This window comes from Promicromonospora citrea (genome assembly GCF_013004695.1).
Lineage (GTDB): Bacteria > Actinomycetota > Actinomycetes > Actinomycetales > Cellulomonadaceae > Promicromonospora > Promicromonospora citrea.
The window spans coordinates 1-6,349 of the sequence record NZ_JABEMG010000188.1 but is presented as its reverse complement, the minus strand read 5'-3'; the positions used below and the strand labels follow the sequence as shown (position 1 = coordinate 6,349).

Annotated in this window: 4 protein-coding genes; 3 read left to right on the top strand and 1 reads right to left on the bottom strand. The window is 77.0% G+C overall.

The annotated features are described in order from the left end of the window. The 3 genes from imuA' to HLB15_RS21685 form a co-directional block, all read left to right on the top strand. On the top strand, nucleotides 1-822 hold an 822-nt coding region (gene imuA' / locus HLB15_RS21695), incomplete at its 5' end, for a DnaE2-dependent mutagenesis accessory factor ImuA' (RefSeq protein WP_212760211.1). Beyond that, nucleotides 819-2,450, top strand: a complete 1,632-nt coding sequence (locus tag HLB15_RS21690) for a Y-family DNA polymerase (RefSeq protein WP_171108579.1) — start codon at nucleotides 819-821, stop codon at nucleotides 2,448-2,450. The genes imuA' and HLB15_RS21690, both read left to right, overlap by 4 nt. Next, a complete protein-coding gene (locus HLB15_RS21685; protein ID WP_171108577.1) occupies nucleotides 2,443-5,994 on the top strand; it encodes an error-prone DNA polymerase in 3,552 nt (1,183 codons plus the stop codon). The genes HLB15_RS21690 and HLB15_RS21685 overlap by 8 nt, the downstream gene beginning before the upstream one ends. A 23-nt stretch (nucleotides 5,995-6,017) precedes the next feature. Here the strand turns inward: HLB15_RS21685 and HLB15_RS21680 are convergent. Beyond that, nucleotides 6,018-6,349, bottom strand: a 332-nt coding sequence (locus tag HLB15_RS21680; RefSeq protein ID WP_212760210.1) for a hypothetical protein, incomplete at its 5' end; no start/stop codon positions are given.

Sequence of the window (6,349 nt, the reverse complement as noted above, 5' to 3'; positions counted from 1 at the left end):
GACAGGACGGGCGACAGGGGCGACGGGGCCGTCCCGGCCGGTCGGGTGGTGCCCGGGCCCGAGCAGGGCGCGCGCGTGCTGCCCGTGCACCCGTACCTCGCCCCCCTGCTGCCCGACGGCGGCCTGCGGGCCGGGTCCACCGTCGTCGTCCGGGGGTCGACGTCGCTGCTGCTGGCCCTGCTCGCCGAGGCCTCGCGCGACGGGGCGTGGACGGTGCTGGTCGGGTACCCGGCCGCGGGGATCGCCGCGGCGGCCGACGCCGGGTGCGACCTGGAGCGCACCCTCGTGGTGCCGCTGCCCGCCGGGTCGGCGGTGGACGCCCCCGCCGTGCTCGCCGCGCTCGTCGACGGCATGGACGTCGTGGTGATCGGCCCGGAGGTCACGCTGCTGGACCACGACCGTCGTCGGCTGGCGGCCCGGGCCCGCGACCGGGGCACCGTCCTGGTCCCTGCCGTCTCCCCGCTGAGTGCGGGGAACTCGCCCTCTCGAACCGTTTCGACAGGGCGAACGTCCCGCACTCAGCGGGAGGACGGGGTGTGGAGCGGGGCGCACGTGGTGCTCGACGCGGTGGACGGCGGGTGGGCGGGGATCGACCACGGGGCAGGCTGGCTGCGGCGGCGGACGCTGCGCGTGCGGCGCACGGGCCGGGGGAGCGCCGCCCGCCCGCTGGACCTCGACGTCGAGGTGCCCGTGTGCCGGGTGCCCGACCTGGTCGCCGACCTGGCGGAACCGCTCGCCCCGGCCGAGGCGCCAGAGGTTCCGCGCCTCGCCCCCGTACGCCCCGTGCGTCCGGAGCCCGTCGGCCTGGAGCTGGTGGGATGACGGCCGCCGTCACCCGCACCGCCTGCCTCTGGGTGCCGGACTGGCCGGTCGTCGCCGCCCTGGTGGTGGCAGGGCTGGGCCCCGAGACGCCCGCCGCCGTCACGGGCGGCCCCGGCGGGCGGGTCGTCGCGGTCTCCGCGCCCGCCCGCAGCGCGGGGGTGCGGCGCGGCATGCGCCGGCGCGAGGCCCAGGCGCGCTGCCCCGACCTGCAGCTCTGGCCCGCCGACGACGCACGCGACGCGCGCGAGTTCGAGCCGGTCGCCGTCGCGGCCGAGACGGTGGTCTCCGGGCTGGAGATCGCCCGGCCGGGCCTGCTCCTGCTGCCGTCGGGCGGCGCGGCGCGCTACCACGGGTCCGAGCACGAGCTGGCACGCGAGCTGACCGAGCAGGTCGCCGTCCGCACGGGGCACGAGTGCCAGGTCGGGGTCGCCGACGGCTACCTCGCCGCGGTGCTGGCCGCCCGGGACGACGTCGTCGTGCCGCCGGGGACCTCGGCCGACTACCTCGCGCCCCGCCCCGCCGCCGTGCTCGTGCACGCCCGCCCGGCCGACCGCGCGCTGACCGAGCTGGTCGACCTGTGGCGCCGCCTCGGCGTCCGCACGCTCGCCGACCTGGCCGCGCTGCCCGACGCCGCCGTCGCGGCACGGTTCGGCGACCTCGGCGTCTGGGCGCAGCGCCTCGCCCGCGGGCAGGACGTGCGTCCGCCGGCCCGCCGCCGCACGGCCGAGGACCTGTCCGTCACCGAGGAGCTCGACCCGCCGGCGCACCGGGTCGACGTCGCGACGTTCGCCGCCCGCCGCCTGGCCGAGCACCTGCACGACGACCTGCACCGCAAGGGCCTGGCCAGCGGGCGGCTGCGGATCACGGCGCGCGCCGTCGACCCGGTCACCGGCGAGGCACGCACCCTGGAGCGGCTGTGGCGCACCGACGACGCGCTCGGCGGGCTGTCCGCGGCCCGGATCACCGACCGCGTGCGGTGGCAGCTCGAGGGCTGGCTCACGGAGTCGTCCCTCGGGCGGGGCGAGGCACCCGCGCCCCTCGCGGGGCTCACCCTGACCGCGGAGGAGGTGACGCCCGCCGGCGCCCTGCAGCCGCGCCTGTGGGGGCCCGGTGCGGGGGAGGACCTGCGCGCCCGCCGCGCCGTCGAGCGCGTGCAGGCACTGCTCGGCGGTGACGCCGTGCTCACCGTGCGGCTCCAGGGCGGGCGCGACCCCCGCGACCGCGTCCAGCTCGTGCCCTACGGCGAGCAGGTGCCGGCCGAGCGCGCCCCCGACCGGCCCTGGCCGGGCGCGCTGCCGCCGCCCGCGCCGTCCGTGGTGCTGCCGGAGCCCGTTCCTGCGCAGGTGCTCGACGCGGCGGGGCGGCCCGTCGTCGTGGACGTGCGGCTCGCGGTCAGCGGCGCGCCCGCACGGGTGGTGGTGCCCGACGTCGCGGGCGGCCTCGACGCCGCCGTCACCGACTGGGCGGGCCCCTGGCCGGTCGCCGAGCGGTGGTGGACGCCCCGGGGGAGACGGCGCGTGTTCTTCCAGGTCACGACCGAGGTCATGCCCGAGCAGGCCGCGCCGGCGCCGGGGCTGCTTCTGTCGGCGTCGGCGGGCGCCTGGGTGCTGGAGGCGCTCTATGACTGAGCGGACGGCCGGGCGGACGACCGGCCGACCCGCCTACGCCGAGCTGCACGCCCACTCCGCGTTCAGCTTCCTCGACGGCGCCTCGCACCCCGAGGAGCTCGTCGCCGAGGCCGACCGCCTGGGGCTGGAGACGATCGCCCTCACCGACCACGACGGCCTGTACGGCGTGGTGCGGTTCGCCGAGGCGGCCAAGCGCCTGCGGGAGGCCGGGTCGGAGCTGCGCACGGCGTTCGGCGCCGAGCTGCACCTGCCCGCCGAGGTGCAGGGCGCGCCCGTCCTGGACCCGCCCACCGGCGTGCCCGACCCCCGCGCCACGCACCTGCTCGTGCTGGCCCGCAGCGCGCAGGGGTACCGGAACCTGTCGAGCGCCATCGCGACGGCGCACCTCGAGGCCGGGGTCAAGGGCGCCGCCCGGTACACGACCGACGGGCTCGGCGAGGCGGCGTCGGGCGAGTGGCTCGTGCTCACCGGGTGCCGCAAGGGCGCGGTGCGCCGCGCCCTGACCTCCGGGCGCAGCCGGGCCGACCGGCTCACCGCCGCCCGGCACGAGCTCGACGTGCTGACGAGCACGTTCGGCCGGGACAACGTCGCCGTCGAGATCACCGCGACCGGCGACCCGCGCGACGCCGCCCTGCACGACGCGCTCGCCCTGCTGGCCGACGAGGCGCACCTGCCGCTCGTCGCCACCACGGCCGCGCACTACGCCCGCCCCCGCGACGCCGACCTGGCGGGCGCGCTCGCCGCCGTCCGAGCCCGGTCCGGCCTCGACGACCTCGACGGCTGGCTGCCCGGCGCCCCGACCGCCCACCTGCGCAGCGGCGCCGAGATGGCCCGCCTGCACCGCCGTCACCCGCAGGCCGTGCCGACGGCCGCGGCGCTCGGCGCCGAGTGCGCGTTCGACCTCAGCCTCATCGCGCCCCAGCTGCCGCCCTACCCGGTGCCCGACGGCCACGACGAGGCGTCCTGGCTGCGCGAGCTCACCTACCGCGGCGCCGAGCGGCGCTACGGCCCGCGCGGCGGCAACCGCACGGCGTGGGAGCAGGTCGAGCACGAGCTGAAGGTCATCACCGACCTCGAGTTCCCCGGGTACTTCCTCGTGGTCTACGACATCGTCGAGTTCTGCCGCACCCACGGCATCCTCGCGCAGGGCCGGGGCAGCGCCGCCAACTCCGCCGTCTGCTACGCGCTCGGCATCACCGCGGTGGACGCCGTCGCGCACGGCCTGCTGTTCGAGCGGTTCCTCGCGTCCGAGCGCGACGGGCCGCCCGACATCGACGTCGACATCGAGTCCGTGCGCCGCGAGGAGGTCATCCAGCACGTCTACGAGACGTTCGGCCGCACGCACGCCGCGCAGGTCGCCAACGTCATCTCCTACCGCCCCCGCTCCGCCGTGCGCGACGCCGCCCGCGCCCTCGGTTACGACGTCGGGCAGCAGGACGCCTGGTCGCGCAGCATCGAGCGCTGGGGGTCGCTCAAGCCGCGCGCGGCGGCGCCCACGCCGGAGAACCGGACCGCCGCCAAGGACGCCCGCACCACCGCGCTGTGGGGCCCCCGGGAGCACGGACAGGAGCACGGACAGGAGCACGGACAGGAGCACGGACAGGAGCACGGACAGGAGCACGGCCCCCGGGAGCCGCGTCCGCACACCGGGCACGCCGGGCCGCCCGTCGTCGACGTGCTCGCCGAGGACCAGCGCATCCCCGGACAGCCGCGCACCCGCGCCGACGACACGCACGACGTCGTCCCGTTCCGCACGCCGCCGTCCGCCGCCGAGGAGGGCGAGATCCCCGACGACGTGCTCGACCTCGCCGACCGCATGCTGCGCCTGCCCCGCCACCTCGGCATCCACTCCGGCGGCATGGTCATGTGCGACCGCCCCGTCATCGAGGTCGTCCCCGTGGAGTGGGCCCGCATGGAGGGCCGTACCGTGCTCCAGTGGGACAAGGAGGACTGCGCCGACGCCGGCCTCGTCAAGTTCGACCTCCTGGGCCTCGGCATGCTCACCGCCATCCGCTACGCCTTCGAGCACGTCCAGGAGCACACCGGCGAGGAGCTCACCCTGCACGGCCTGCCCCAGGAGGACCCGGCGGTGTACGAGCTGCTGTGCGCCGCCGACACCGTCGGCGTCTTCCAGGTGGAGTCCCGCGCCCAGATGGCCACCCTGCCGCGCCTGCGCCCCCAACGGTTCTACGACATCGTCGTGGAGGTCGCGCTGATCCGCCCCGGCCCCATCCAGGGCGGGTCGGTGCACCCCTACATCGAGCGCGCCCGCAAACGGCAGAAGGTCGAGTACCTGCACCCCCTGCTCGAGAAGTCCCTCGGCCGCACCCTCGGCGTGCCGCTCTTCCAGGAGCAGCTCATGCAGATGGCCATCGACGTCGCCGACTTCACCGGCAAGGAGGCCGACCAGCTCCGCCGTGCCATGGGCTCCAAGCGGTCGATGGAACGCATGGAGGAGCTGCGCGGGCGCCTCTACGCCGGGATGACCCGCAACGGCATCCCGCCCGACGTCCAGCAGGAGATCTTCGACAAGCTCAAGGCCTTCGCCGACTTCGGCTTCCCCGAGTCGCACGCCTACTCCTTCGCCTACCTCGTGTACGCCAGCTCGTGGCTCAAGGTGCACCACCCCGCCGCCTTCTACGCCGGCCTGCTCGGCGCCCAGCCCATGGGCTTCTACTCGCCCCAGTCCCTGGCCGCCGACGCCCGCAGGCACGGCGTCCACGTGCTGCGCCCCTCCGTCGCCGCCTCCCGCGGCCTCGCGGCCGTGGAACGCCTGCCCGACGCCACGACCCCGCCCGACGGGACCGTCCCCGCGACGGCCCGCCTCGTCCGCGCCGACCCGGCGCTCGCGGTCCGGCTCGGGCTGGAGAGCGTGCGGGGCATCGGCAAGGACAAGGCGGCGGAGATCGTCGCGGCGCGCGCCGAGCGTCCGTACGCGTCGCTGCAGGACCTGGTGCGGCGCGTCGAGCTGTCGACGGCGCAGCTCGAGGCGCTGGCCACGGCCGGGGCGCTCGAGCCGCTCGGCGTCGACCGCCGGGAGGGCCTGTGGGCGGCGGGTGCGCTGGGCCAGGAGGGGCCGACGACGCTGCCCGGCGTCAGCGTCGGCGTCGAGGCCCCGACGCTGCCGGGGATGAACGAGCTCGAGCTGACCCAGGCCGATGCCTGGGCGACCGGCGTGACGCCCGGTGCGTACCCGACGCAGCACGTGCGGCCGGGCCTGACGGCGGCGGGCGTGCTCACCGTGGCGCAGGCGACGACGACCGAGGCGGGGCGGCGGGTCGCCGTCGGCGGCGTGGTGACGCACCGGCAGCGGCCGGGCACGGCAGGGGGCGTGACCTTCCTGTCCCTGGAGGACGAGACGGGCCTGCTCAACGTGATCTGCACCGTCGGGCTGTGGCAGCGGTTCCGGCAGGTGGCGCGCACCGCCCAGGCCATGGTGGTCCGGGGGCGCGTCGAGTCGGCTGACGGCGCGGTCAACCTCGTCGCGGAGCACCTCGCCCCGCTGTCGCTGACGACGGCGGGGCGGTCACGGGACTTCCGGTGAGGGGGGCGCGGGATCGGGTCGCGTCAGAACGACGTCCAGCCCGACGGCAGCAGGCCCGCGCTGCCGAGCCACAGCGAGACCGACACCACGCCGATCACCAGCGCGGCCAGACCGTAGAACCAGACCTTGACGCGGTGCCCGCTCAGGCGCAGCAGGACGGCGACGCCGAACGCGGCAGCACCGAGCGCGGGGGCCGACAGGTACGGTGCGACCGTGTACTGCTGCGTGACCAGCAGGTACACCGACCCCACGAGCAGGAGGCGCGGCACCCAGCGCAGCAGCGCGCCGAGCAGGCGCAGCGGCCACGGCCGGCGCCGGGGTCCTGCGGGAGCCTGCGGCGGCCCGCCGGGACGCC